This window comes from Sphingobium sp. SG1 (assembly GCF_057063145.1).
The window spans coordinates 1-1,293 of sequence record NZ_JBVVOJ010000062.1 but is presented as its reverse complement, the minus strand read 5'-3'; the positions used below and the strand labels follow the sequence as shown (position 1 = coordinate 1,293).

Here is a 1,293-nt window from a genome sequence, read left to right as displayed (position 1 = left end):
CTGGACACCTCGAAGAACCGTCGGATTATGTCCAACTGGGCGCAGGAGGAGGCGGCAGCGGGCGGGTAGTGCCGATTCCGCTGCACCGATCCGCTGATTTTCTGGACGGAGCCGATCGCTGATTCCAGTTTTCGTGTCATGCAGGCGCAGCTCGGCCTTCGAGCCATGCGAGGCGCTGGAAATTATAGACCAGGTTGGCCATGCCGATCTTGATAGTGGCGCGAGCGATGCCGATGGTGCGGACGACAAGGCCCATGCGGTGTTTCTGCCCGGCAAAAACATGCTCAACGGCGGCGCGGACCTTTGAGCGCCTTGCATTGGCTCTGGCTATCCGTTCAGGCAACGGCCGTCTGGGTAGGCGCTTCTGGTGGATGTTGCTGGTGAACATGCCCTTGGCGAGGAACGCCTCGTTCTTCTTCGATCGATAGGCGGTATCGGCCCAAACGCCCGATGCAGTGTTATCCTTGCTGATCAGATCGGGCAGTCGCGCCCCGTCATGAGCATTGGCGGCGCTCACATCCCAGGTACGGATCAGACCGTGAGCCCGATCGATGCCGATATGATTTTTATAGCCGAACATCGGAATGGCCAGATCGACCGGCTTTGCCGCCCTGGGATCGGCGCCTTCCTGGACCTTGGCCTTGCTATATTTGATCGACCAGCGCGCATCGCGGTCTTTCTGCCGGACCTTGGCAGGCGTCCATTCCTTGGGGATACGGCCTTCCTTGATCGCTGTCTTCTCCTCCTGGGTGTTGCGCTGCTTGGGTGCGGGTACAACGGTGGCATCAATGATCTGACCGCCCATGGCCAGGTATCCCTGGTCCTTGAGCGCGACATCGAAGCGCGCGAACAGCCGGTCGATCGCCTTGGCCGTCACAAGCCGTTCGCGGAACAGCCAGACCGTGGTGGCATCGGGCACGGTGCCTTCCAGCCCCACGCCCAGGAAACGCTGAAACGATAGCCGGTCCTTGATCTGAAACTCGGTCGCCTCGTCGGACAGCGAATACAACGCCTGTAAAACCAAGATTTTGAACATCAGCACCGGATCGAACGGCGGCCGTCCGCCCTTGTTACGAGGACCACGGCGCAGCGCGGCCACCAGCGGTCCCCGGAATAGCTCGAAATCCACCACCGCCGACAACCGCTCCAGCGGATCGCCTGCCGCGCTCAGCGCCTCATATCGGTCCGAAAGATCAAAGAAACCCGGCTGTCCTGCCATTTCTGCCTCCGCCACAGCGTCGGCGAAGTGAATCAAATCTACCCCCCAAAGGCCAGCGTTTTTCGAGGCGTCCA

1 protein-coding gene is annotated in these 1,293 nt (G+C 60.7%); it reads right to left on the bottom strand.

Annotation, left to right across the window (positions count from 1 at the left end; all coding sequences use genetic code 11):
• Positions 1-136: 136 nt before the first annotated feature.
• Positions 137-1,219 (bottom strand): IS5 family transposase, encoded by a 1,083-nt coding sequence (locus AC0KVN_RS27555; RefSeq protein ID WP_125985526.1) that lies wholly within the window; start codon positions 1,217-1,219, stop codon positions 137-139.
• Positions 1,220-1,293 lie beyond the last annotated feature (74 nt).

Excerpts from the sequence above, each read along its gene's own strand:
- AC0KVN_RS27555 (WP_125985526.1), bottom strand. The coding sequence starts at position 1,219 with ATGGCAGGACAGCCGGGTTTCTTTGATCTTTCGGACCGATATGAGGCG.